The sequence below is a fragment of the Spirosoma knui genome, assembly GCF_054780635.1.
The window spans coordinates 556001-581122 of sequence record NZ_BAAGVY010000002.1 but is presented as its reverse complement, the minus strand read 5'-3'; the positions used below and the strand labels follow the sequence as shown (position 1 = coordinate 581122).

The following is a 25122-nucleotide window of genomic DNA, read 5'->3' as shown; positions in this document are numbered from 1 at the left end:
AGCCCACCACCTTTTCGCTATTTGTATGATGATGCGCTACGTTCTCTTCTTCAGTTACTTGCTGACCGCTTCTTTTGCGTCAGCCCAGAAGGTGCACTCCCACAACGATTATAGCCAGGCCCAGCCGTTTGTTGGAGCTTATCAACAACGCGCAGATTTCATCGAAGCTGATGTCTGGTTACAAGATGGTAAACTGGTGGTATCCCACGACAAGCCCCAGGCGAATGCGCCAACTCTGGATTCACTTTACTTAAAACCGATTGCTAAACTGTTTGCCCACCACAAGGATAAGGTTAGCGCTGATCGGGATTATACATTCAACCTGGTCATTGACGTAAAAGATAGTCCAGCCGATGTGCTCCCAAAACTGATTACGCTCCTCCAGCAAAACCTTACGTGCTTCAACCGCTCAGCCAACCCCAAAGCCGTGCAGGTGATTATTAGCGGAAATCGCCCCAAGATTGATACATACCTCGATTACCCGATACTTTTGCAATTCGACGGTCGCCCCAGCGAAGTCTACGATAAAGAAACGCTTGAGCGCGTAGCGCTGATCAGCGACAATTTCCGGTCTTATTCCAGGTGGGATGGTAACGGCGAGCTTTCAGACATAGATCGCGAGAAGCTCAAGCGGGTCATCAAACGCGCGCACAGTGACAATAAACCGATTCGGTTCTGGGCCATTCCAGATACGCCTAATGCCTGGAAACAACTGAAAAAGCTCGGCGTAGATGTTATTAACACTGACAAAGTTGCTGAATACGTTCAGGCCATGCGCTAGTCCAAAGCCCCTTAACTAGTTGTTAGCTGTTTTATTACGTGTTGCAGATTATCAGTCGGTAAGCGTAAAACGCTGGTTACTACAAAACAAGAAAGGCCGGACATCACTGCCCGGCCTTTCTTGTTTTTATACTCTATTACGTTATTCGACCACTGCTTCCGGTTTTTTAACCGTGATGGTGAGCGTTTCGCCTTCACCGCTGTAGTCGGCCTGAATCACGTCACCATCCTTCAATTCACCTTTCAGAATCTCCTCAGCAACGGGATCTTCTAGGTAACGCTGGATGGCCCGGCTCAATGGACGAGCACCGTACTGCTGGTCGTATCCTTTTTCAGCTAGGAAGTCCTTAGCCGTATCAGTCAGCTCGACTTTGTAACCAAGGCTGGTTACGCGGCCAAGTAGTTTGCCCAGCATCAAGTCAATGATCTTGTGAATATCCTCACGTAGCAGCGAGTTGAACACAATCACATCATCGAGACGGTTGAGGAACTCTGGAGAGAACGCTTTGCGAAGGGCACTTTGAATCGTGCTCTTCATCAATTCGTCCTGGCTTTCGGCCGACCGCTTGGTAGCAAAGCCGATACCGGCACCAAAGTCTTTCAGGTCACGTACCCCAATGTTCGAGGTCATGATGATGATCGTGTTGCGGAAGTCTACCCGGCGTCCCAGACCATCGGTCAGGATACCATCGTCGAGCACTTGCAGCAGGATGTTAAACACATCAGGGTGTGCTTTCTCAATCTCGTCAAGCAAGACGACAGAATAAGGTTTCCGACGAATCTTCTCGGTCAGTTGACCGCCTTCTTCATAACCGACGTAGCCCGGAGGGGCACCAACCAGACGGCTGACGCTGAACTTCTCCATGTACTCCGACATGTCGATCCGTACAAGAGCATCGTCTTTATCGAAAAGATAGGTAGCCAATACCTTAGCCAGCTCTGTTTTACCAACACCTGTTGGACCAAGGAAGATAAACGAACCGATCGGCTTCTTCGGATCTTTCAGACCAACCCGTGTGCGCTGAATCGCTTTCACAAGCTTCTCAATCGCAGCGTCCTGACCGATAACCCTGCCTTTCAGTTCCTCGCCCATGTTCACGAGCTTCTTGCCTTCGTCGTTCGATACACTGGTAACCGGGATACCCGTCATCATCGCTACAACCTCGGCCACGCTTTCTTCGTTAACCGTATACCGACGCTTCTTGGTATCTTCTTCCCAAGCCTGTTTCGCACGATCAAGCTGGTCGATCAGGCGCTTCTCTTTATCGCGAAGCTGAGCAGCCTCTTCGTACTTTTGGCTCTTGACAACCTGGTTCTTTTCCTTCTTAATGTTCTCGATTTGCTCTTCGAGCTTGAGAATATCTTCAGGAACCGTAATGTTCGAGATGTGTACCCGAGCACCCACTTCGTCCAGAACGTCAATCGCTTTATCGGGTAAGAACCGGTCCGAGATGTACCGCTCCGACAACTTAACGGCGGCTTCGATCGCTTCCGGCGTGTAGTTGACGTGGTGGTGATCTTCGTACTTATCCTTGATGTTGTTCAGGATTTCAATGGTTTCGTCAATCGACGTAGCATCGACCATCACCATCTGGAAACGACGCGCCAACGCGCCATCTTTCTCGATGTACTGACGGTACTCATCTAAAGTCGTTGCACCAATGCATTGAATGTCGCCCCGAGCAAGCGCTGGTTTGAACATGTTCGAGGCATCAAGTGAGCCAGAAGCGCCACCTGCACCTACAATAGTATGCAACTCGTCAATGAACAAGATTACTTCAGGAGATTTCTCCAGTTCATTCATAACGGCCTTCATCCGCTCTTCAAACTGACCACGATACTTCGTGCCAGCAACAAGCGATGCAAGGTCAAGAGTAACTACGCGCTTGCCGAACAATACCCGCGATACTTTCTTCTGCACAATACGCAGGGCAAGACCTTCGGCGATGGCGGTTTTACCAACACCAGGCTCACCAATCAGAATCGGGTTATTTTTCTTCCGGCGGCTCAGGATCTGAGCAACGCGTTCAATTTCTTTTTCGCGACCAACGATTGGGTCGAGTTTGCCAACTTCAGCCAGCTTTGTGAGGTCACGGCCGAAATTGTCTAACACAGGGGTCCGCGATTTTTCGGAGCCTTTCGGGTCTTTACCCGAGCCAGAGCTACCGCTACCGCCAAACATACCCCGGTCGTTGTCGTCATCGTCGGTTTCGGGGCCCATCACCGGACGGCTTCCCGAAGATTGATATTCCAGCATCTCCTTAATGACTTCGTAATTAACGTTGAACTTGTTCAGAATCTGCGTGGCGACATTGTCTTCATCGCGCAGAATCGACAGCAGAAGGTGCTCGGTGCCAATGAGAGGGCTCTTGAAAATCTTAGCCTCCAAATACGTGATTTTGAGCGTTTTCTCCGACTGACGGGTCAGCGGAATGTTCGCCAGGTTTTTCACATTGTTGGTAGCGGTTCCTTTCGTTGCCTGCTCAATGGTGACCCGGAGTTCGTCGAGCGAGATGCCGAGTTTTTTCAGCAGCCCGACAGCCACACCCTCACCCTCACGTATCATACCCAGCAGCAGGTGTTCGGTGCCGATGTAGTCGTGGCCTAAGCGTAAGGCTTCTTCCCGGCTTAGCGAGATCACTTCCTTAACGCGGTTTGAGAATTTTGCTTCCATTCGCTTTGGGTCTCCTTAGGTAAGCGTAATACTGGCTTAACGAAGAGTTTTAGGGATTTGTTCACTTCTGAAGACCGGCCTTTAACACGTCCGAAGCGGCCGGTCCCTGGCAGAACATCAGGTCTATAATACTCAAATTTGTTACAAAATCAGGGCCAAAGTTCTGTGCATAAGGCACAGGCTGATGGAATACCTGCGATTCCGCCCTGTTTTGCGGAATTACCTTCGACCTGGCGTCAAATAGACCGGTCGTAGGATCTTTAGTATAGCAATCTGTCAGGTTTATCTGGCACTTACCCTGAATCAATCTCAGACAAATTGTCAGCAATTCCAGGTTCAAATCAAATAAAAAAGTCCAGTTTTTATGATATACCGGCTCAACCTCAGGGGCGTAGTATTCAAAAAAAGGAGCTTTTCCGTAAGCTGCCTGCAAACACCGCCAGTGGTGCAGCTGCCAGCGTTGATCGTTGTCAACCCGAAGATCACGGATAAACTGGTGCCGTGTTCCCTGCTGCACCGGTACCGTCAGCACATCAACTTTATTTGCCGTCAGTACGTAGCAGCGATTTCTGTAACTTTGCTTCTGGTAATGCTCATGAGCCTCGATCTGTACCCGCTCGAACTGGATTAACCCTGACACGTAATCCAGACAAGGCAAATAATGGAGTTCAATGAGCAGTTCTGTTGACGAAGGCGTTACTTGGTACTTTTCCAATAATCTAATCGTATCCGTTCACAAGTAAAGCAAAAAATCAATACCACCAACTGATTTTTCATATTTTTAATTATTAGGTATCGCTGCAGCAAAATCACGGTTTTACTACAACGGTATCTGTTTGTTATTGAATGATTTTTTTTCGTTTGTTGTCGCGTCTGCCTCTCCCTATATTATATGGGGTTGCCGACTTCTTGTACTTTTTGTTGTTTTACCTCATCCGCTACCGACGTACCGTCGTGTTTGGCAACTTGACACGCTCCTTCCCGGAGAAGTCAGCTTCAGAGATCAATCAGATTGCCAAAGGCTTCTACCGCAATCTGACAGATCTGCTGGTGGAAACGATAAAGATGCCTACGTTATCGCCCCAGGAACTTCGGGAACGTGTTCAGTTTATAAATGCTGAGCTCGTAAAAGCCGAACTGGACGCGGGCCGGGCGGTGATTGGAATGGCCTCGCACTCCAGCAACTGGGAGTGGATACCGTCAGCGTCGGTTTTGCACGGTATGCCCACCGACAGTATCTATAAGCCGCTAAACAGTCCATTTTTCGAGAAGTTGATGCGGTCAGTACGTTCCAGCTTCGGGGCTGTTCCCGTACCCATGCAGACCTTGCCGCGCCGGATGGCCGCCCAGAAAAACAGTCCCCGGATTATCGCGCTCGTTGCCGACCAGGTTCCGGACGTACCGGAACAGGCGTACTGGATCGACTTTCTTCACCAGGACACGCCTTTCTATCCCGGCTCTGAGCGACTGGCCCGTAGCCGTAAACTGGCAGTTTTTTATACGGAATTAGCCAGGATAAGTCGTGGCCGATACGTAGTTACCTTTACGCCCATCGGGAAGCCGCCTTACGCCGACTCTCCTCCGGGATACATTCTGGAGCGCTATCGCGATTTGTTGGAAGAAACGATTCGTAAGCGCCCTTCCGACTGGCTCTGGTCGCACAAACGCTGGAAGCACTGGCGGGGAAAATACCCGAAGATTGAGACAAAACTTAACTAAAAAAGGACGCCCAAGAGCGTCCTTTTTTAGTTCTATTGGGTTTCTGAGGCTTCTGTCAAATCCATGCAGGGCACTATAAGGTATCCCGTTTAGCCGCCCGAATCGAATCACGCCTAGCCTTTATGTGGTCGGCTTCACTCTGAATGGCATTACCTGCTTTATCCACTCCCCGGTCAATGGCGGCACCCGCTTTCTTAGCGCCCGTGCTGATGGCCTGTCCTGCTTCTTTAGCGTTTTCTTTGGCTCCCTGGCCAAGCTCACTGGCTGCGTCACCAACGTGCTGACCGGCATTTTTCAAATCGGACTTTACCTTTGCTTTACGTTCGGCGCGTTCCAGACGACGTATTTCCTTCTTGGTCATGGCCGACGTAGTATCCTGAGCGTAAGCTCCTGCACTGAATAGCAGAGCAAAAGCGAAGGCAGTGACTATTTTGGTTTTCATAACGTTCATTCGTTTGTGTAAATGACAGGTTGTTCCCTAATAGGGCTGGATAAATCCAGTAACTAATTTAGAGACAACAACCGATTTTAAAACCTATTGTTTTTGCGTATCTTCCCTTCATCACGCGTCTCTCCATTAGCCAGCAGACTACAGATGAAGCGTTCCTGGGCCATGTTCCTATTTATTGTACTGAGTTCACCGGATGCGCGCGCTCAAGCCGACCTGTCTGCTCGGAATAACTCCTTAACCCTGGCCGATACCATTCACCTGACCGCCCGGCGATACTTTCTCTCTACGTCACACGAGTATAGCTTTCATTACGCCAACCATCTTTCCGACGCTCAATTAGTGCCCTTGTTACGTCTCACCCCCGACCCGACGGTGCAAAAATTTGTCCGGCGCGGGCGGCTGGCGAACGGGCTAAAAATCGGGCTTCACACGGCCGGGGCGTCAATGACGGCGGCTGGCTTTCTCACTCCGCGTTACCCTCTCGAACGAAGCGGCATGTTACTATTGTCTGGCCTTGGATTCTTTTATGCAGGCTTTATTCCAAACGGTCAGATGAGAAGACACTATCAACGGGCCGTAGCTACGCACAATACGTTTCTGCGGAGTCAGGCCAGCACTACGTTCTATGCGCCCTACTTTTCCGCGCCGAACGAAGCGCCTGTGCTATCGCTGGCCGATACAGTAGCCATCTCGCGACATGGCCTCAGTAATCGCTATATTTATCGGAGAATCCGGGTGTATCCAGCCTGGCAACTGACGCAACTGGCCGATCGACTGCATGACAATGATGTTAAAGATGGTTTTCAGTACGTTCGACGGGTGAGTTCGATTGCGGGCCTTATCGGAAGCTTCGGTGCCAGCTATCTAACGTCGTCTTTGCTGGTATATGGCATCCGGCGCACGAATGGCAATTCGGCAACGCTCAATACGCCTTTGTTCTGGGGATCGCTGGCAGCAGTAACGTTTACGTACGGCATCCGCTTACACGTCGGTCGGGTTCAGCTACGTACTATTGAGTTAGTCAATAAACGAATACGCGATCGACATAACCCGGCCGCAACAGGCGAACATTTCGTTCAACCCTAACGTTTTTCAATCACACGGACAGTCAATAGAAGAAGCGGTTTTTCCGTACCTTTGCTTATGACAACCGTCCGTACCAAACGGCTCTGCCGACATTTGTATGTTTGATTCGTTGCTTACTCCTTCTATCTCGGCGGTGACTAATACGTCGGAACCACCTGTTCTCTACACGCCCTCCCTAACGCAGTACGTTCGTAGGAAAACCATCCCGGTAACGATCGGCGACGTACCGATGGGGTCCGATTACCCAATTCGCGTTCAATCGATGACAACCGTCGATACGATGGATACGGCCGGTTCCGTTGAACAGACCATCCGGATGATCGAAGCCGGTTGTGAATACGTACGGATAACGGCTCCGAGTGTAAAGGAAGCCCAGAACCTCGAAAACATTCGCAAGGAACTGCGGGTGCGGGGCTATACAACTCCACTGGTTGCGGATATTCACTTTACGCCTAATGCAGCTGAGCTGGCGGCTCGAATCGTAGAGAAGGTTCGCATCAACCCCGGCAACTACGCCGACCGCAAACGCTTTGAGTTCATCGACTATTCGGACACGGCCTATGCCGCCGAACTCGAACGGATTCGAGACAAGTTTTTGCCCCTGGTACGTATCTGCAAAGAATACGGTACGGCCATGCGCATCGGCACCAACCACGGCTCTCTGTCAGACCGGATTCTGAGTCGGTATGGCGATACGCCCGTCGGCATGGTGGAGTCGGCCCTGGAATTCCTGCGAATCTGCGAAGACGAAAAATACTACAACATTGTGCTGTCGATGAAATCCAGCAACCCGCAGGTGATGGTGCAGGCGTACCGGCTGCTGGTTCAGCGACTCGGTGAAGAAGGGCTCAAACCTTATCCGTTACACCTGGGCGTTACCGAAGCCGGTGAAGCCGAAGATGGCCGGATTAAATCAGCGCTGGGTATTGGTACGTTACTCGAAGATGGCATTGGCGATACGGTACGCGTTTCGTTGACCGAAGAGCCTGAACGGGAAGCCCCTGTAGCCAAGGCGCTGATCGATCGCTATACCAATCGGGCGACCGAAAGCCATCCCATTCCCGTCGTAACGACTTACCCGATTGATCCGTTTCAGTACACGCGTCGACAAACGCACGAGGTAGCCAATTTTGGTGCCCAGAACGTACCACGCGTTATTGCTGACTACAGTAAGCTACGCGTCATTGAACACGACATTTTGCAGCCGATCGGCCATTTCTACCTGCCCGTTCCTGATAAGTGGCGGATGAATGATCTGGGTGCGGACTATATCTATACCGGTCAGCACCCGGCGCAGTTTATGCTGCCCAATGGCCTGAAAGAAATCCTGGACTACGCAGCCTGGCAAACTGTTGCTGATCAGACAAACGCATTCCCGCTGCTGACAGCCGATGAATTTACCTCGGCCCGTTCGCAGTCGGTTCAACTGCACGCCCGGCTGAATTTCGTACGGCTATCGCTGAGTGAGTTATCAGGTGAGTTGATCGCGTTACTACGTATCGACCGAACGGTGGTGCTGCTCGTTGGCACGACCAACGCCCACGCTATGCCCGAACTACGTCGGCTGTTTGTAGAATTGATCAATCAGGGCGTTACCGCGCCGGTTGTCATTCAGCGTGGCTATCCAGAAGTGCCCGAAGAAGACGAGCCACTGTATGCTGCTACGGACCTGGGAGGCCTGCTGATTGATGGATTAGGCGATGGCGTGATGCTCTCGGTATTTGGTGAAACAGTCAGTTTAAAACGGCTCAACGGTTTGGCCTTCGGCATCTTGCAGGCCGCCCGCACCCGCATTACCAAAACGGAGTACATCTCGTGCCCATCCTGCGGCCGAACCCTGTTTGACTTACAGGAAACGACGGCCATGATCCGCCAGCGGACTGATCACCTGAAAGGGGTTAAGATTGGCATTATGGGCTGTATTGTAAACGGTCCCGGCGAGATGGCGGATGCCGATTACGGATACGTTGGTATCGGACGTGATAAGATTGCGCTATATCGGGGCCAGCAGGTCATCAAGAAATCGGTTCCGGCCGGTCGGGCCGTCGATGAACTGATTGAACTGATTCGGGAAGATAATCGGTGGATTGAGCCCGAAAAAGTTGAAACATTTTGATTGAACAGCGCCTAAATTTTGTTAGCTAATCAGGACAGGACCAGTACCACTCGCATTCTATGACTCCTGTCCGAACTATCTATGAACCGCATCTTAGATTATCTTAAAATAGGGCCTGTTTTTGCGTATTTCCTCCGGGTATTCCGCAAGCCTGACCCAAATCATCCGACAAGCGTGAACCTGCGCATGATGCACGGCATCAACCGGATTTCGATTGTCATGTTTTTGTTCTGCGTATGTGTCATGATTTTTCGAGCCTGCACGCGGTAGGTACACTAGTCATTAGTAGTCATTGGGCATTCAGTTGTCATTCTTCGTTAGTCTACAATAAGTAACAACTGAATGCCCAATGACAATTGAATGACAAGAATAAAGCAGCATGAATCCAGAAACCCTGCGTGACTATTGCTTGACGAAGCCCGGTGTAACCGAATCGTTTCCGTTTGACGAATCGACACTAGTCTTTAAAGTGGGTGGGAAGATCTTCGCCTTGCTGGATACCGAGAGCCGCCCCACAACCATGAATCTGAAATGCGATCCTGAACGGGCTACGCAGCTCCGCGAGGAACACGCGGCTGTTACACCTGGATTTCACATGAACAAAACGCACTGGAACACAATAACGCTGGATGGAAGCGTTCGACAAAGCGATATGCAGGCCTGGATTGATCACTCTTACGAACTGGTCAGAAACGGGCTACCCAAGGCTGTTCGGGCTCAACTTATTTAAGCATCGTTTACCAAAAAAGCCTTAAAAATTGTAATTTCGCAGGGTGTAAAACCAGACTGGGTTATGGAAGTTGCGCTGTTGGGTCTGCTTTTCGTACTTTATCTGACCATTCGTTATTTTGTTACGGATCATGATACGCCGGCCGATAAAGACCGGAATCGGTTTCGAAAAGGAATCGACTTAGTGCAGAAACGTAACTTCTTTGAAGCGCATCGTTATTTCGATGAGGCCGTTCGACAATATCCCAAATCCGCAATCGCCTACGCGTACCGGGGCAAATGCCAGCTCGCTCAGGAGAACTATTATTCCGCCTTATACGACTTAACCCAGGCCGTTAACCGCGATAATACGTTAGCAGATTGTTATCTTGACCGCGGTATTGCTTATTATAGAATTGACGAGTTTCAGAACGCCTTTCGGGAGTTTGATAAGGCTGTCTGGCATTTTCGGGATGAGAAGCCCGATGCGTACCGCTGGCGGGCACTCGCCCGGATTCAGGTTCGTCAACTTCCTCAGGCGGAAAGTGATCTGCGGAGGGCTGTTTCGCTCGGCGATGAAAACTCGTTCCATCTCCTTCGCCAGCCCCCATTCACCCGCCCCGTATATCAAAAGTAGTTTTATAGGTAAAGGGTTGTAAGGTTGTCTAGTCGGTTTATCACCAGTTAACTAGACAACTTTACAACCCTTTACCTATAAAACTTTATAACTCCTTTTATCGTCCGGCCTGCGCCAGCTCTTTCGACTTCTGAGCGGCTTTTTGAGCATCATCGGCTTTGCCGCTACGGCGATAGGCGTTAGCCAGTTCAGCGTACAAGTCAGCCTGTTCTTTGGGCGATGGTTTCAGCGCGAGCGCTTTGTTCACCCATTTTACTACCGTTGGCGCATCGACCGCATCCGGACTGCTTCGGTTGAAGAGCCGCGAGATATAAATATACTCAGGCACTGAGAACTGGTTTGAACTTACCTGACTGTCCATTCGCTCAACGGCCTTAGCCGTCTGGCGAGCACGGAAATAGGCATTCACTTCGGGCAGTAACGTGCGGTTCGCGGCTACCCGAGCGTCGATTCCGATTTTTGTCAAATCTTGACGAATCTGGACAATTTTTGTCGCAGGATACTGAGCACCGCGGCTGCTGTACAGCGACGACATCAAGATGTTTTCAGCTACCTGCTGGCTTGGCTGAGCCCCATATGCTTTCCGATAGATATCCAGGTGACTGAGCATGTATTGAAACATGGGGTTCTCATAATCCAGAACGATCTTCTGTAAGGCTAACCAGTTCGTTTGATTCGCAAACGTAGCGGGCGACTGCTGACGCGCGTAGTCATTCATAGCGGCAATGTTCGCAGCGGTGTCTTTAGTAACACGCCCGTACATGGCATAGTCGATCAGAAAGTTGGCCGACCGCTCGCCCTGCTGATAGCGTGATTTCATGGTTTGGCTGCGCGTTTGTGGGTTTAAGGCGTTGGTGCCGTGCCGGATCACCTCATCCGTCGAGTTATTACTCATGGCGAAGTGCACCAGGTTTTGCTGCGGATCGAAATATAAGAATAAGGGCAGCGACGGCACAAACAAACGTCGGCTATCCAGAAAAGCGCGCGTGGATGGCAGCCCAATGTCGAGCTTCGTGCTGATGAACTTGCTGTTGTAAAACTTGCCAACCCGCGCATCGGCTAAGGTGGGCATAAAGCTCTGGCAAACGTGGCAGGTCGGCGAAAAAATTTCGATGAATACCGGCTTACCCGTCCGTCGGGCTTCCTGAAACACTTTCTCGACCGCGCCTTCGCGGAACTGAATACCGGCTTTCTGGGCCAACGCTGCCGTGGACAGCAGTACGAACAGAATAATTTTTCTCATATCAAATCGATCAGCTAACTAACGAAGGCTTCGCTGTCCAGCGTCTGTTACTGTTGTTTTTTCTGTTCCTTAATCTCTTCTTCCAGACGCTTACTCAAGACCCGGCACGTATTCTCGATATCGGCCGCCATCTTCTTATCGCCAGTTGCGTTAATAGCTGTGTCGGCAATGCCACTCATCATCTCGATCAGGAAGCGTTTCATATCCACCACTTCCATATCCTTGGTCCAGAGATCAATTTTCAGAGTACTGTTATGATAATGATCCCACAAGGCAATGGCGATGGCGCGTGTATCGCTGAGGCCTTCGTTGGGGTTGTCCGTAGCATCCCAATAAATCTTATCCGGAATATTTTGATTGTCTAACTCGACCGAAAAATGGATGTCTGATTTTTTCATAATGACAAAAATACGTAGCGCACGCTGAAAGCCGGTTGTTACGTCCCGTAAATCTGTTGATTTACGACGTCTTTAGGGCGCCAGCTGACCAAAGTCATTTTCTAGTCGGCTACGCAGCCGTACATTCGTCAGTACGTCCTGCCAGCATCTATACACGTTACGTGCCAATCCCAAAACAGCCGACGCAGTTGTTGAACGAAAGGATAAATTGGCAGCGTTAACAAACAAAAGCAGGGGTATATAAACGGGTATGCAAACCGTAACGGACTGCGATTTACGCTATGACTGAGAGATTATTGGATTCGCCGGAAGCCGTCCGACTATTAGTAGATTCCTTTTACGCCAAGGTGCAGGTTGACCCGGTGATTGGCCCCATTTTTATGGACGTAGCGCAGGTGGATTGGTCGGCTCACCTGCCGAAGATGTATGCATTCTGGGAAAACCTGATCTTTGGCAACAATGTCTACCACGGACATCCGTTCAGACCGCATTTGATTGTCAATCAGCAATATACGCTGACCATTGACCATTTTCGGCGCTGGCTGGAGTTGTTTACCCAAACGGTCAACGAAAACTTCACCGGTGAAATGGCCGAACAGGTGAAGCAGCGAGCCACGCAAATCGCTCTTGTCTGGAGCAACAAGCTAGACTATATCAACAACGACGCGTACATGGAAGGGTAATTGCCCGGCTGTTAAAAGACTTCCATCTCCCGAAGGTTCAGCGATCCGGAACGGGTGAACCTTCGGGAAACAGGCCGTTACTGTTTGCTGAATACGCGCTTCAGCAGATCCGTAACCCGAGCCGCCGGGTTCTCCCGAATGCGTTTCTCTTCCTGAGCTACGAGCACAAATAGACCATCTACTGCTTTGTTGGTCGCATACTGGGTCAGGTTAGAGTTGACCGGCTGTACCAGCGGTATTTTGTTGTATATATTCACTAAATCGCTGTAATAGCGGGTAGCGTTGTTTTTCTTTAACGTACTGTCAATAATCGGCGTGAACTCGGTCACCAATTGCTGGCCTGAGGTCCGGCGCAGGTATTGCGTAGCGGCATCGTCTGACCCACGTAGAATTCCAACGGCATCCTGAATACTCATGGACGTAATGGCCTTGATGAATACCGGCTTAGCGACTTTTGCCGCATCCTCAGCCGCCCGGTTCAAGGATAACTCGAATTTATCGACCTGTGGTCCGAAGCCAATCTGACGAAGCCGGGCGGCCACTTTCTGAGCTTCCGGCGGAAAAGCAATCCGCAGCAACGGGTTCTTGAAAAAACCATCGGTGGCCGATGCCTGATCGGCTCCTTTGCTGATACCGACCCGTAGCGCTTCACGCAAACCCGACGCAATTTCGCTGCCGCTTAGCCCACCTACCGAACCACCCGACGGTTGTGTAATGGCGTCTAACACTTTTCCAAATAATCCGCCCCCCGACGATTTTTGCCGGGTTGTATCCTGCGCCTGTAACGTAGTGGTTATGATTACCAGGGCAGCGGTCAAAACTTTCTTCTTCATTTTTGCTTTCAGGTTGATGACTAGCTAACGGCCAAAATGACTAAATCGTTTTTTGTACTTTTGACCATAACTAATGACTAATGTAAAGTGAGTGTTGAAAATAATTTTCTAAAGCGCTAACAGTCAGAGAATTAATATCCTAACGCACTTACAATCCATTAGCATTATTCAAGAATCTTATGCGTAATACCATCCGGGCCGAAGTAATCACCATCGGCGACGAAATATTATTCGGTCAAATAACCGATACCAACACCAAGTGGATTGGCACTGAATTAACCAACATCGGCATCCGTACAGTACGTAAATCGTCGGTTGGCGATCAGGCCGACGCAATCTTAGCTGTCCTGCGTGAAGCCCATCAACGGGCGGATGTCATTATCATAACCGGTGGATTAGGGCCAACCAAAGACGACATTACCAAGAAAACGCTGTGTACTTATTTTGGCGTAGATCTAGTGCGTAACGAACAGGCGCTAGCTTTGGTAACGGGTTTCTTTGCCAAACGGGGCCGCGAAATGACCGATCTGAACCGCGGCCAGGCTGATTTACCAGCCAACGCCGTTTACCTCCAGAACGACTGGGGAACGGCTCCAGGTATGTGGTTCGAGCACGACCAGGGCGACGCTCGCGGACGGGTTTACGTCTCCCTGCCCGGTGTGCCGTTCGAGATGAAACAACTGATGACCAATCGGGTATTGCCAAAGCTCGCGGCCCATTTCGAAACGCCGGTTATCAAACACAAAATCATACGTACCATCGGTATTGGCGAGTCGTTTCTGGCCGAACGGATCGAAGCCTGGGAGGATGCGTTACCCGATCACATCCGCCTGGCATATCTACCTAGCTTTGGGGCCGTGAAGTTACGCCTGACCGCCACCGGCGACGATTCGGCAACGATCGATCGGGAGTTGGATGAGCAGGTGCAGCGCGTCCTGCCTCTCATCTCGCAGCACGTATTTGGGTATGACAACGACGAACTGGAAACAGTTGTAGGCCAGCTTTTATCCGCCAGGAAATTAACTTTAGCCACCGCAGAAAGCTGCACGGGGGGCTACGTTGCTTCGCGGATCACCAGCGTTCCGGGCTCGTCGGCCTATTTTTGGGGCAGCATTGTAAGCTACAGCAACAGCGTGAAGGTCCATCAACTTGGTGTTCAGCCAGCGACGTTGGAGCAATTTGGGGCTGTCAGCGAAGAAACGATTCGTCAGATGGCAGAAGGCGTTCGCAACGCGCTTGGCACCGATGTCGGGATTGCTACCAGCGGCATTGCCGGACCGGATGGCGGTACGCCTGATAAACCGGTAGGTACCATCTGGATTGCCTGTACTACTGACCAGCGTACCGTTACGCGGCTACTTAAACTCGGTCAGTACCGCGAGCAGAACATCCAGCTTACCACAACGTATCTGCTCAACTTGCTGCGCGAAGAACTTATCAATCAATAGACAGAAGCGAATTGACAGGCAGGAGAACTCCAACCGTTTTTATACAACTGGGCATTTCCCTCCCGAATTCGATTTTAACTCCTTAAAAAAATGGCCCTCATCGACATGGTAATGCCCAAAATGGGCGAAAGTATAATGGAATGTACAGTTATTACGTGGCTCAAACAGCCCGGTGACCGAATTGAAGTAGATGAATCGGTACTTGAGGTAGCCACCGATAAAGTTGACACCGAAGTACCAGCTCCTCAGAATGGGATTTTGAAAGAAATTCTGGTGAACGATGGCGACGTAGTGGCCGTAGGGGCCCCGATTGCTCGTATCGAAACCGACGTAACCGCCGGGGACGAAGCATCCCAGCCAACCAGCGAGACCCCAGATGCCGATCAGACGCCGGTTGGTGTGGGAGACGTAGCCAATGTCCCCTCCGAAGCCGCAGAACCTCAGCCGGAGGAAGTACAGGTCGCTCAGGATCTGGAAGCCAGCATCTCGGCCATGAGTACTCGTCCAGCCCCTGCACAAGTCGCCAGCGAGTCAGCGTTTGCTGGGCGCTTCTATTCACCACTCGTGCTTAACATCGCGAAAGAAGAAGGCGTAACCCGCGATGAGCTGGATCGAATTCCGGGTTCAGGTGCCGACAATCGGGTAACTAAGAAAGACATACTAGCGTACGTACTTGAGCGAGCCGAAGGAAATTTACCTGCACCAGTCCCCGCTCAGCAACCGGCCTCCCCCGAAGAATCCACTAGTTCACCTACCCATACACCGGCCGCAGCAGTACCCAACGCAAAAGCCAACGGCTCCGTGAACGGCCAGTCCGACATTATTCAAATGGATCGGATGCGCAAGATGATTGCCCAGCGCATGGTCGAGTCGAAGCAGATTTCGCCACACGTCAGCTCGTTTGTCGAAGCCGACATGACGCCGATTGTGCAGTGGCGTACGCGCATGAAAGATCAGTTCAAGCAGCAGACTGGCGAAAATCTGACGTATACTCCTCTCCTGGTGGAAGCGGTGGTGAAAGCCATCAAGGATTTTCCGATGATCAACGTATCGGTTGAGGGCGATGCGATTCTGGTGAAAAAAGCAGTCAACATTGGTATGGCGGTGGCCTTGCCGAATGGCAACCTGATCGTTCCGGTTATTCACAACGCCGACCAGTATAACCTTGTTGGATTAACCAAGAAAGTGAATGATTTGACCAAGCGGGCGCGCGAGAACAAACTTACTGCCGACGATCTGGCCGGTGGTACGTATACCATCTCGAACATTGGCACCTTTGGCAATTTGATGGGTACGCCGATCATTGTTCAACCCCAGGTTGCTATTATGGCCTTTGGTGCTATTGTGAAAAAACCAGCGGTTATTGAAACGCCACAGGGCGACCTGATTGGCATTCGGCAGCTGATGTTCCTGTCGCACTCCTACGACCACCGCGTCGTTGATGGCTCGCTGGGCGGTCAGTTTGTGAAGCGCGTTTCGGATTACCTGGAGCAATTTGATATAAACAGAAACCTAATCTAAACCGGGATTGAGCTGATTTTTGCTGATTAAACTGATATTATCAAATGCCGAAGGCAATCAATTTAATCATCAGCTATCAGGTCAATCCTGGTTCATACAATATGAGAGAACGCATTGCCATCGACATGGATGATGTCATGGCCGACACCCACGCTAAGTTTGTGAAGTTGTATCTGGAAGGCGAAATGCCCCGGTACACCTTAGAAGAGTTGAAAGAAAAGTCGTTTCACGAACTATTCGATGAACACGAATACCGCACCTTGTCAAATCGGGTATACGAGCCTGGTTTTTTTCGCGACATTCCGGTTATGGATGGTGCGCAGGATGTTATTGCTGAACTAATGACGAAGTATGACGTATTCATTGCCTCGGCGGCTCAGGAGTTCCCGAATTCATTACGAGAAAAATGGGATTGGCTCCAGGAGCACTTTCCGGCCATTTCCTGGCACAACTACATCTTCCTGGGCGATAAAAGCGTACTGAACACAGCCTATCTCATCGACGATCTACCCCGCAATCTACGCACCTTTCAAGGACAAGGTCTTTTGTTCGACGCACTCCATAACCGCGATGACAAGACCTTTCAGCGAGTTAAGTCCTGGGAGGATATAGCATCGATTCTACTGTAACGTAACAAAGTTATAACCTGCGTTTGTAGTGCTAAAATGAAAGAGGTCCCGGATGCAGCATCCGGGACCTCTTTGTTGCTAAGCGCGAGTTGATTACGCTTCAATTTCTTTCTCTTCTTCAATAAGTCGGTCGTGTCCGACTTCCTGCTGCGCTTTTTTGCTTTCGGCCGAAGGTCTCAGGCGCACAATGTGCAATTTGTGCAAAACACCGATCAGCGGGTAGGTTGGATCGAATTCGAACCATTTAGCACCGAAGTTAGCCGCATTCGGGCGCTTGTGGTGGTTGTTCTGGAACAATTCACCCATCATTACTACGTCCAGAATCAGCGAGTTTTTCGATTGATCGTGGTTATCGAAGTTCGAATAGCCGTATTTGTGACCACTCCAGTTGATAATCGCTCCATGTACCGGTCCCATTACGAAATGTACGGGCAGCAGAAAAAAGAACGCCCAGTGCATATCCAGGTAGAAGAACGCAAAGATGTAAAACAGGCTATACAGAACACCCCAGCCAGCCCGTGAAACCCACGAATCGCCTACTTTCTCGATCAGGCTCCACTCCGGATAGTTCCGGTCGAACTGGCGCTCAATCGGCTGTTTGCGGTGCAGAACGGCGTTGTAAATATTTTTTGTCTGCCACATCATCGTGAATATGTTCTTTGTATGATGCGGAGAGTGGGGATCTCGGGGGGTGTCGCTGAACGCGTGGTGCATCCGGTGCAACACCGCATAAGCGCGTGGGCTTAAGTAAGAAGAGCCCTGAGAAATATACGTAAGGGCATAAAAGAAGCGCTCCCAGAATTTGCTCATCGAGAACATTTTATGGGCTGAGTAGCGGTGAAGAAAAAAAGTTTGGCAGAACAGGGACAGATACCAATGTCCAATGAATGCGGCCAGTACAATCACAATATCGCTTGATTAAAAGGTAAACGACTGATACACTATTATCACTCCTACAAAACTAACGATTTTTAAACCGTTTTGGCTTGCTGATTACGAATAATAGGCTAATTAATTTGTAGTCGTTGCGTACTGCAACAGGTTAGCGCCCATGCGTAAAGCCTGCTGACGCACGGGTTCGGGGTCATTATAAACGCTCTGATCCTCCCAGCCATTTCCCAGATCACACTCAAAACTATAGAAACAGATCAACCGTCCCTGATAGATCAAGCCGAATCCCTGGGGAGCCTTTCCGTCGTGTTCATGAATCTTGGGCAGCCCACTCGCAAACTTAAATTTCTGCTGATAAACGGGATGGTTAAAGGGCAATTCCACAAAATTTAACTCAGGGAATACCTTCTTCATCTCGCGCCGGATAAACTTGTCGAGGCCGTAGTTATCGTCGATATGCAGAAATCCACCCGCCATCAGATACCGACGCATATTCTGCACTTCGCCATCGCTGAACGTTACGTTGCCGTGCCCCGTCATATGGACGAACGGATAGCCAAAAATGTCAGGGCTGCCGGGCTCTACAATGTCTTCTTCGGGGAAGATGTTCATGCGCAGATTGGCGTTGGCAAACTTGATCAGGTTCGGCAGCGACGTTTTATTAGCGTACCAGTCTCCCCCACCGTTGTATTTGAGCTTGGCGATTTTGTAGGCGTACTGCCCATAGGTAAGCGATAACGTAGCGCACAGCAAGCTCAGTGTGAGTATCAACCGTTTCATGCGTTTATAAAATTTAAAAGTTGACAGGCGGCTAAAGCCGCCGTTTCGGTCCGTAAACGGTTCGCCCCCAGCGTTACCAGCTGAAATCCGGCGGCAACGGCCTGCTGAATTTCAGATTCGGCGAAATCGCCTTCCGGACCAATCAATACCGTATAGATTCCGCCTTTAGCCGCCAGATTTACCAAATGATCGGGCGGCTGGTTGGCGGGCAGATGCGCAATAAACCGCTGCTCACCGTCTGCTGTTTTCAGTACGTCGGCGAACGAAACCGCTTCATCCAGCCGGGGCAGGTACGACTGTAACGACTGTTTCATGGCTGCAATGGCGATCTTCTCCAGACGTTCTAGTTTGAGTACCCGCCGTTCGGAATGCTGACCAAAAAAGAAACTGATTCGCTCGATACCGATCTCCACCGCCTTTTCGACGAACCACTCAATCCGGTCGATGTTCTTCGTGGGTGCTACGCAGATCTGAATGGCGAACGGCCGCGCGGGTGTTGTTTCGGTACTGGTAACTCGAAACGTACACCGGCGAACATCCGCCTGCGTAATAACGGCAGAATAGCGGTTTCCTTGTCCATCGGTAACTGCAATCGACTCTCCCACGCCCAGGCGCAGGGTCTTGACAGCATGGCGTGAATCGTCTTCGGAAAGGTGCTGAACCGGGTCGGGCTGATAAAATAAATGCATACGTTCAGCAAAGATAACCTGATGGCTAATCGTCCGGCTAAAAATCGGCGATCAGGTTGGTCTTAAACAATTTAATGGCGATGGCCAGCAGGATAATACCGAACATCTTACGTAACACCGCCAAACCGCCCGCACCAAGCCGGGTTTCCAGCCACTCTGACGATTTTAGGACAATGTAAATCAGAATAAGGTTGATGACAATGCCTATTACGATATTCAGAATCTGATACTCGGCCCGCAGCGAAATCAGGGTCGTTAACGTACCAGCCCCGGCAATGAGTGGAAAGGCGATCGGAACAATATGCGCTGCCCCACCCGTGTCGACTTCCGATTTAAAGATCGTGCGCCCTAAAATCATTTCCAGTCCGATCAGGAATATAATCAGGGCTCCTGCCACAGCAAATGAAGCTACATCGACCCCGAATAATTTTAAGATTCGCTCGCCGACGAACAGAAACGAAATCATCAGAAGGCCGGAAGCCAGTGTGGCCCGTTCCGATTCGATTTTACCCACTTTCTTGCGCAGATCAATGATGACTGGCAAGGAGCCGATCACATCGATGACCGAAAACAAAATCAGGGTTACCGAGATAACTTCTTTTACATTGAACATGGTGGGGTGATACGTGTCGTTCCTATCTTAGAAAGACAAGAGGAATTGTTTTAAGGTTTCAATCTCCTCATCGGTAATGGCCGGAAAGTTTGCAATGCGGAAGGTGGTGCTTTTCCAGTCTCCGTATCCATTACCCAACGTAATGCCAGCTCGCTGAGCCGCGTCTTTTACCGCCTTGATGTCGGCTTCGGCACCCTGTATCGCAATAACCGTATCAGACCGGTGTGTAGCTTCATCCACCAGTAATCTGAACGGCGAGTGCGCCATCTTCTGCTCGAAAAAGGTGTACCAGTCAGCCGCTCGCTTTCGGGTAATTGCATCGACTTCCTGAATCCCCGGAACCTGCTGAAGAACCCGCATAAGCAGGTATATACCGAGGCCATTAGGTGTATAGGGCGTCTGAAACTTGGCGAAGTTCTCATGTATGAACAGCAAACTGTTGTAGTGCTCGTTTTCACCGATTTCCTGCGCTCGTTGCAGCGCGGCAGGTGAATAGATCAGCACCGCTAATCCGGCCGGGAGACCGAAGCACTTCTGCACCGACGCAAACCATACATCCGCCAGCGACCAGTCGAACGTGATTCCCGCCATCGACGATACGGCATCGACGGCAATCAGCCCCGCAAAATTCTGGCGATACGTGGCGAGAGCATCCATACGCACCTGAGTTCCATTGGAGGTCTCGTTCTGTACAATGCACAGCACATCGGCCTCGGTACGTTCGTTGACTGGTTTAATCCGGTGGGCATACTCCATCCACTTCTTACCAAAGGCTCCGGTATACGGATGGTCGCTGGTAGTCTTGGTCAGCGACTGCGCCACAATTTCCCAGCACTCGGTCGCCGACGCCACAAACGCTAGGTGGTAATCGGCCGGAATAGCGAGCTTTTCGTGAAGTAACCGGATGGTTTGTTCAACAACGCCCATGAACGCTGAACTCCGGTGGTTCAGGCTTACAATCCCTTCCCGCACAGCCTGGGCAGCATAATCAGCGACCTGCGGATAGACTTTTGACGGACCGGGATAAAACGTGATCATAGCTATAAATTTGGTATATACATCTTACGAACTACGGATTGTATAAGTGCAGGTTCTGTGAAAATTGGGTCACTTATCGATGGTTAGCAGATACCGGATCGCCAGTTCGTATCCCGGTAACCCTAGTCCTACGATTACTCCTTTGCACTTAGCCGATAAGTAGCTGTGATGCCGGAACGATTCGCGGGCGTGGACATTGGAGATATGTACCTCAACGGTTGGAGCTGGTATCGCAGACAAAGCGTCGGCAATGGCGATGGAGGTATGCGTGTAGGCCCCGGCGTTGATTACGATTCCATCAACCGTAAAGCCCAGTTCGTGAATTTTATCGATGAGTTCGCCTTCGTGGTTCGATTGAAAATACCGCAGCTTGGCATCGGGGAACACGTCCTCAAGCGTTTTCAGGTAATCCAGAAATGTCTGGCTGCCATAAATATGGGGCTCTCGTTTACCCAGTAGGTTTAAGTTAGGGCCGTTGATAATGAGGAGGTCTTTCATGAATGGAATATGAATTACAGCGTTGCCATTTGAGGATACCCGAAATAGCGCGTAATTCGTCTACTTCAAATGGCAACCCTTCCGTGTGGCAAAGTTATATAAACGCCTTTAAGAACTACCTTACACTCGAACGCTCACTGGCAGAGAACTCCGTAGACGCGTATCTGCACGATGCCGAAAAACTGTACGAGTATATCCTGCTGACAGACCCCGCCCGAACGCCGATTGAGGTTGGCGAAAAAGAGCTAATGAACTTCCTGAAGTACCTCGGCGAGTTGGGCCTGACCGCGCACAGCCAGGCCCGGATGCTGTCGGGGCTGAAATCGTTTTTCAGCTATTTGATACTCGAAAACCTGATTACCCACGATCCAACGCAACTCTTAAAAGCCCCCAAGCTGGGCCGAAAATTGCCCGATACGCTGACTTTCCCGGAAATTGAACGCATACTGGAGGCCATCGACCTATCGACTCCGGGCGGTACCCGCGACCGGGCCATGCTTGAAGTGCTATACAGCTCCGGCTTACGCGTTTCTGAACTGCTCAACCTGCGCCTGACCAACTGTTATTTTAGGGAAGGCTTTATTCGGGTGCTTGGCAAAGGCGATAAGGTACGACTGGTGCCCATCGGGCAGGACGCGATTCATTACACCCAGATTTACGTAGAACACGTACGTAGTAAGCTGGACGTTCAGAAAGGCGACGAAGACACCATTTTCCTGAACCTTCGGGGCAAGCAGCTTTCCCGGATATCGGTCTTCACAACCATCAAAAAATTGGCCGATGAAGCGGGCATAAACAAGACCATCAGCCCGCATACCTTTCGTCACTCGTTTGCGACGCACCTCATCGAAGGCGGAGCTGACCTCAGGGCGGTTCAGCAGATGCTCGGCCATGAATCCATCACAACCACCGAGATCTACACGCACCTCGACCGCGACTATCTCCAGCAAACACTACGTGAGTATCATCCAAGAGGCATAGGGCGTAGGGTATAGGGCAAAAGAATAAACGCTTAGTATAAGTGGCTGTTGCAAAAGGAATAATACTGCGTAAATAACAGCTATCTTTTTGTTAAAATAATGTCACCAAGAACTGTATCTTGGGGGCTCTTCACCATGATTTGTTTACAGTCATTACTTACTTCTTTGAAATACCATCCCTGAGCAAATCGGATACTATTAGATCCTGACTGTATGAATAGTCTTACCCATAACATTGGGCCGTACTGCTTTAGCTCAGGATAGTCATATCCTATCTCAGGAAAAATTACACTACTGATAACGTCAACACCATACGTTTTCTTTACTACTGCACCCACATCCAGCCGATTCTCGAATAATGAATCTGGGTCAATGACACTTCCATCTGGCAAGAAGGTAACCATACCCTCTCTCATTGGAGAAGCTTTATCAGTATTGCCTAGATTAGTTTGAAATTGCCATTGTCCCAGGATGTTTTGTTTGAGTATTGGCGCTTTGCAGGTGGCTTGGGTTGAAGACGGATCTTTCGGAGCTGGTAATGGTGTAATACGAACTCGGCAGGTTTGAAAAGCGGTCATGAAAGCAAACAACATTGTTAGTTGACATAAAGGCTTTCTCATACAATAAGCGATTTGTTTGTGTAACGAGCGAGCCGGTTCACTTATTCTTTTATGTCTATTATTAGTCTCAAGCTATTTAGCCGGCTTGTGCAACAGCCCTGTAGTCCGAACAAATCCCCATGCCCCCAGCCCTCTTACCCTACGCCCAAAAACAAAAGTCCCCGCTATCGAGCCGATAGCGAGGAACTCATAACCTAACTAACCCAAAACTATGTGATCTGGCTTATGCGTCAACAGTCATTTTTTCACCAACAAATTGCTGATGCTGGTGCTTGAAAAGCAGATTGAACGACGTAAGGCTGCCGTATATTTTCGTGATGTATTGCTGAATATTTACTTTCTCTTCATCGTCCAGATTGCTGGCGTTAACCCGTTGTTCCAGCACCCGAAGCCGATCGCGCACCATGACCAGTTTATGAAAGAAGGCATCAACCGGCATCTCTTTCTGCGCTAAGTCAGGCCGACCTGGTTTCAGGATCAGTTTGCCACCTTTCCACTTGTCGCCGAGCGGAACCGTCTCGGTCTGATCAGACCAGCGCTGCAGGATGCGGGTAAGCGCCTGCTCCACGTCGAACAGACTAACCTGGTCACTGTCCGGTTCAATGGCGTCAATAACCGTCAGGGGCGTATCAAATTTAAGTACCTTCACGCCCTGTTCGAGGAACGTAATGGTGTAGCCGGTGGCTTTTACATTAACAACAACACCATTGCCAAATTCAGCGTGATGAACGCGGGAACCAATGCCCAGCAGGAGAGTCATACCGACCAACTGTTTTAGTTTTCAGCGTAATACGAACAAACTGTATGCCAAAACGCGCTAGTTCGCTGATTTCGAGTTGATTTTCATTAACACCTATGGTTTCAGATAGCACACATATCACTTGTCAGAATCACCTGTTTACGCTGCCAGAAGGCATTCATTACTTAAACTGCGCCACCCGCGCCCCCACCAGCCGGTCGGTGGAGAAAGCCGGGCACGACGCCCTCACGCACCACGCCAATCCATTTGGCTTACGTCCCGATGACTTCTTCGCGGATGCCGTGCGCGTGCGGGCCTTATTTTCCCAATTGATTGCCAATCCGGACCCGGATCGAATCGCCGTTATCCCCGCCGTTTCGTATGGGATGGCCGTAGTCGCCCGTAACTTACCGCGTAAACCAGGCATCCAAAAAGGGCAACATATCGTGCTGGTTGGTAGTGAATTTCCAAGTGATGTCTACGCCTGGGACCGCGTTTGCCAGGAACTTGGCTTAACTATTACGACCGTTCCCATGCCCGACGCATTCCCGAAAGGCATACTTTGGAACGAACGGCTGCTAAACGCCATCGGGCCAGATACGGCTCTGGTCGTTATCCCACCCGTGCATTGGATGTATGGAATTCGGTTCGACCTGGAAGCGATCGGGAGACGAGCGCGGGAGGTCGGTGCGTGGCTGGCCGTAGATGGTACCCAGGCGATTGGTGCCCTACCGTTCGATCTGTCCGCCGTGCAGCCCGACGCGCTGATTTGCGCAGGCTACAAATGGTTGATGGGCCCCTATTCACTGGGCTTAGCCTACTACGGTCCGGCTTTTGATGACGGCATACCGCTGGAAGAAAGCTGGATGAATCGGCTCGACAGTAATCAGTTTCACCGCCTGATGGATTACCAGCCAACGTATCGTTCCAAAGCATACCGCTATAACGTGGGTGAGCACACTCATTTTTTACAGATGCCCATGCTCGAAGCCGCGCTGACTCAATTGCTGGATTGGCAGCCGGAACGCATTCAAGCCTACGATCAGGCGCTTATGGCAGAGGTCTGGCCCGCTCTTGCGCAGTTGGGCTGTTACGTCGAACCCGAAGCGGGCAGTCAGGGGCGCAGTCATCATTTAGTTGGCCTTTGGCTACCAGAACAAGCCGATCCAATGGCAGTTCAGCAAGGGCTTCAGGCCCGTAACGTATCGGTGTCAGCCAGAGCCCGCGCGTTACGTATCGCCCCGCATGTGTACAACACTCCTGCCGATGCAGCCGCCCTGGTCGACGTTTTGACGGACGTACTGAGCAAGTAATTTAGTGTAGAAGAGTTAGTGAAGCAGGCGTTGTG

27 protein-coding genes are annotated in these 25122 nt (G+C 50.4%); 13 read left to right on the top strand and 14 right to left on the bottom strand.

What is annotated here, in order from left to right:
- The first annotated feature begins 28 nt into the window (after positions 1-28).
- Positions 29-781, top strand: coding sequence for a phosphatidylinositol-specific phospholipase C/glycerophosphodiester phosphodiesterase family protein (locus ACYVIY_RS07155; RefSeq protein ID WP_460975921.1), 753 nt, complete (start codon positions 29-31; stop codon positions 779-781).
- Positions 782-922: 141 nt separating this feature from the next.
- Here the strand turns inward: ACYVIY_RS07155 and ACYVIY_RS07150 are convergent, their stop codons facing one another.
- Positions 923-3454: an ATP-dependent Clp protease ATP-binding subunit gene (locus ACYVIY_RS07150; RefSeq protein ID WP_460975617.1), complete on the bottom strand. Its 2532-nt coding sequence runs from the start codon at positions 3452-3454 to the stop codon at positions 923-925.
- Between the two features lie 61 nt (positions 3455-3515).
- Positions 3516-4169 (bottom strand): WbqC family protein, encoded by a 654-nt coding sequence (locus ACYVIY_RS07145; protein WP_460975616.1) that lies wholly within the window; start codon positions 4167-4169, stop codon positions 3516-3518.
- A 131-nt stretch (positions 4170-4300) separates the two neighbouring features.
- Between ACYVIY_RS07145 and ACYVIY_RS07140 the strand changes: the two genes are divergently transcribed.
- Positions 4301-5173, top strand: a complete 873-nt coding sequence (locus tag ACYVIY_RS07140; RefSeq protein WP_460975615.1) for a lysophospholipid acyltransferase family protein — start codon at positions 4301-4303, stop codon at positions 5171-5173.
- A gap of 73 nt (positions 5174-5246) precedes the next feature.
- Here ACYVIY_RS07140 and ACYVIY_RS07135 read toward each other — a convergent pair whose 3' ends face one another.
- Positions 5247-5615 (bottom strand): hypothetical protein, encoded by a 369-nt coding sequence (locus ACYVIY_RS07135; protein WP_460975614.1) that lies wholly within the window; start codon positions 5613-5615, stop codon positions 5247-5249.
- 153 nt (positions 5616-5768) lie between these two features.
- Here ACYVIY_RS07135 and ACYVIY_RS07130 point away from each other — a divergent pair, with 153 nt between their 5' ends.
- The 5 genes from ACYVIY_RS07130 (at position 5769) to ACYVIY_RS07110 (ending at position 10171) form a co-directional block, all read left to right on the top strand.
- Positions 5769-6710, top strand: coding sequence for a hypothetical protein (locus ACYVIY_RS07130; RefSeq protein ID WP_460975613.1), 942 nt, complete (start codon positions 5769-5771; stop codon positions 6708-6710).
- Positions 6711-6807: 97 nt separating this feature from the next.
- The gene (gene ispG / locus ACYVIY_RS07125) at positions 6808-8826 is read left to right on the top strand and encodes a (E)-4-hydroxy-3-methylbut-2-enyl-diphosphate synthase (RefSeq protein WP_460975612.1); all 2019 of its coding nucleotides are present in this window, start codon (positions 6808-6810) and stop codon (positions 8824-8826) included.
- A gap of 81 nt (positions 8827-8907) precedes the next feature.
- Positions 8908-9096 carry a DUF6728 family protein gene (locus tag ACYVIY_RS07120; RefSeq protein WP_460975611.1) on the top strand — a complete coding sequence of 63 codons (189 nt, stop codon included), beginning with the start codon at positions 8908-8910 and terminating at the stop codon, positions 9094-9096.
- 109 nt (positions 9097-9205) lie between these two features.
- A complete protein-coding gene (locus ACYVIY_RS07115) occupies positions 9206-9556 on the top strand; it encodes an MmcQ/YjbR family DNA-binding protein (protein ID WP_460975610.1) in 351 nt (116 codons plus the stop codon).
- Between the two features lie 63 nt (positions 9557-9619).
- Positions 9620-10171, top strand: coding sequence for a tetratricopeptide repeat protein (locus ACYVIY_RS07110; protein ID WP_460975609.1), 552 nt, complete (start codon positions 9620-9622; stop codon positions 10169-10171).
- Positions 10172-10268: 97 nt separating this feature from the next.
- Here ACYVIY_RS07110 and ACYVIY_RS07105 read toward each other — a convergent pair whose 3' ends face one another.
- Both ACYVIY_RS07105 and gldC read right to left on the bottom strand, forming a co-directional pair.
- Positions 10269-11414 (bottom strand): thioredoxin family protein, encoded by a 1146-nt coding sequence (locus tag ACYVIY_RS07105; RefSeq protein ID WP_460975608.1) that lies wholly within the window; start codon positions 11412-11414, stop codon positions 10269-10271.
- Positions 11415-11461: 47 nt separating this feature from the next.
- On the bottom strand, positions 11462-11812 hold the full coding sequence (gene gldC, locus ACYVIY_RS07100) for a gliding motility protein GldC (RefSeq protein WP_460975607.1): 351 nt from the start codon (positions 11810-11812) through the stop codon (positions 11462-11464).
- A 281-nt stretch (positions 11813-12093) separates the two neighbouring features.
- Here gldC and ACYVIY_RS07095 point away from each other — a divergent pair, with 281 nt between their 5' ends.
- Positions 12094-12495: a group III truncated hemoglobin gene (locus ACYVIY_RS07095; RefSeq protein WP_460975606.1), complete on the top strand. Its 402-nt coding sequence runs from the start codon at positions 12094-12096 to the stop codon at positions 12493-12495.
- Between the two features lie 77 nt (positions 12496-12572).
- On the opposite strand, the gene ACYVIY_RS07090 is transcribed toward ACYVIY_RS07095, so the two are convergent.
- Positions 12573-13328, bottom strand: a complete 756-nt coding sequence (locus ACYVIY_RS07090; protein ID WP_460975605.1) for a DUF4197 domain-containing protein — start codon at positions 13326-13328, stop codon at positions 12573-12575.
- 179 nt (positions 13329-13507) lie between these two features.
- On the opposite strand from ACYVIY_RS07090, the gene ACYVIY_RS07085 reads away from it, so the two are divergent.
- From ACYVIY_RS07085 to ACYVIY_RS07075, 3 genes are all read left to right on the top strand, one after another.
- Positions 13508-14776, top strand: a complete 1269-nt coding sequence (locus ACYVIY_RS07085) for a competence/damage-inducible protein A (protein ID WP_460975604.1) — start codon at positions 13508-13510, stop codon at positions 14774-14776.
- A gap of 90 nt (positions 14777-14866) precedes the next feature.
- Positions 14867-16297 carry a dihydrolipoamide acetyltransferase family protein gene (locus ACYVIY_RS07080; protein WP_460975603.1) on the top strand — a complete coding sequence of 477 codons (1431 nt, stop codon included), beginning with the start codon at positions 14867-14869 and terminating at the stop codon, positions 16295-16297.
- 44 nt (positions 16298-16341) lie between these two features.
- Positions 16342-16926, top strand: coding sequence for a 5' nucleotidase, NT5C type (locus ACYVIY_RS07075; RefSeq protein WP_460975602.1), 585 nt, complete (start codon positions 16342-16344; stop codon positions 16924-16926).
- Positions 16927-17019: 93 nt separating this feature from the next.
- On the opposite strand, the gene ACYVIY_RS07070 is transcribed toward ACYVIY_RS07075, so the two are convergent.
- From ACYVIY_RS07070 to aroQ, 6 genes are all read right to left on the bottom strand, one after another.
- Positions 17020-17832, bottom strand: coding sequence for an acyl-CoA desaturase (locus ACYVIY_RS07070; protein WP_460975601.1), 813 nt, complete (start codon positions 17830-17832; stop codon positions 17020-17022).
- Between the two features lie 105 nt (positions 17833-17937).
- On the bottom strand, positions 17938-18597 hold the full coding sequence (locus ACYVIY_RS07065; RefSeq protein WP_460975600.1) for a DUF4159 domain-containing protein: 660 nt from the start codon (positions 18595-18597) through the stop codon (positions 17938-17940).
- Positions 18594-19286 carry a 16S rRNA (uracil(1498)-N(3))-methyltransferase gene (locus ACYVIY_RS07060; protein ID WP_460975599.1) on the bottom strand — a complete coding sequence of 231 codons (693 nt, stop codon included), beginning with the start codon at positions 19284-19286 and terminating at the stop codon, positions 18594-18596. Before ACYVIY_RS07060 ends, ACYVIY_RS07065 begins: the two co-directional genes overlap by 4 nt.
- 37 nt (positions 19287-19323) lie before the next feature.
- Positions 19324-19899 (bottom strand): MarC family protein, encoded by a 576-nt coding sequence (locus ACYVIY_RS07055; protein WP_460975598.1) that lies wholly within the window; start codon positions 19897-19899, stop codon positions 19324-19326.
- A 27-nt stretch (positions 19900-19926) separates the two neighbouring features.
- On the bottom strand, positions 19927-20937 hold the full coding sequence (locus tag ACYVIY_RS07050) for an aminotransferase class V-fold PLP-dependent enzyme (RefSeq protein ID WP_460975597.1): 1011 nt from the start codon (positions 20935-20937) through the stop codon (positions 19927-19929).
- Positions 20938-21006: 69 nt separating this feature from the next.
- A complete protein-coding gene (gene aroQ / locus ACYVIY_RS07045) occupies positions 21007-21435 on the bottom strand; it encodes a type II 3-dehydroquinate dehydratase (protein WP_460975596.1) in 429 nt (142 codons plus the stop codon).
- Positions 21436-21518: 83 nt separating this feature from the next.
- On the opposite strand from aroQ, the gene xerD reads away from it, so the two are divergent.
- Positions 21519-22430, top strand: coding sequence for a site-specific tyrosine recombinase XerD (gene xerD / locus ACYVIY_RS07040; RefSeq protein WP_460975595.1), 912 nt, complete (start codon positions 21519-21521; stop codon positions 22428-22430).
- Between the two features lie 65 nt (positions 22431-22495).
- Here the strand turns inward: xerD and ACYVIY_RS07035 are convergent, their stop codons facing one another.
- Positions 22496-23035, bottom strand: coding sequence for a hypothetical protein (locus ACYVIY_RS07035; protein ID WP_460975594.1), 540 nt, complete (start codon positions 23033-23035; stop codon positions 22496-22498).
- 223 nt (positions 23036-23258) lie between these two features.
- Positions 23259-23795 (bottom strand): hypothetical protein, encoded by a 537-nt coding sequence (locus tag ACYVIY_RS07030; RefSeq protein WP_460975593.1) that lies wholly within the window; start codon positions 23793-23795, stop codon positions 23259-23261.
- A gap of 95 nt (positions 23796-23890) precedes the next feature.
- Here ACYVIY_RS07030 and ACYVIY_RS07025 point away from each other — a divergent pair, with 95 nt between their 5' ends.
- Complete coding sequence (locus ACYVIY_RS07025) at positions 23891-25087, top strand: aminotransferase class V-fold PLP-dependent enzyme (protein ID WP_460975592.1); 1197 nt, start codon at positions 23891-23893, stop codon at positions 25085-25087.
- Positions 25088-25122 lie beyond the last annotated feature (35 nt).